The 258-nt window shown below is 54.7% G+C and carries 1 protein-coding gene; it reads left to right on the top strand.

Annotation, left to right across the window (positions count from 1 at the left end):
• On the top strand, positions 1–258 hold a 258-nt coding region (locus SB756_RS32050; RefSeq protein ID WP_410913499.1), incomplete at both ends, for a DUF1587 domain-containing protein.

Below are 258 nucleotides of genomic sequence, written 5' to 3' on the forward strand. Positions count from 1 at the left end.
GACCGATGCCCATGGCCAGCGTCAGTTGCGTCTGCTCACGCGTGATGAGTATGCGAACAGCGTCAAGGACATCCTGGCAGTGGAGATCAACAAAGAGAAACTGCCGGCGGATAAATCCGAAAAAGACTTCAAGTACCCCGGTGAAGCCAGCAAGGGGCTGTTGCAGGCTGAAGATATCAAGCCGTTGTATGACATGGCGCTATTCATTGCTGAGCGGGTGGCTCCCGAACAGATACAGCGTCTCAAGGCTGCCAAAGG

The sequence above is a fragment of the Pseudomonas sp. SIMBA_068 genome, assembly GCF_046534705.1.
In the GTDB taxonomy this organism is placed as follows: Bacteria; Pseudomonadota; Gammaproteobacteria; order Pseudomonadales; family Pseudomonadaceae; genus Aquipseudomonas; species Aquipseudomonas putida.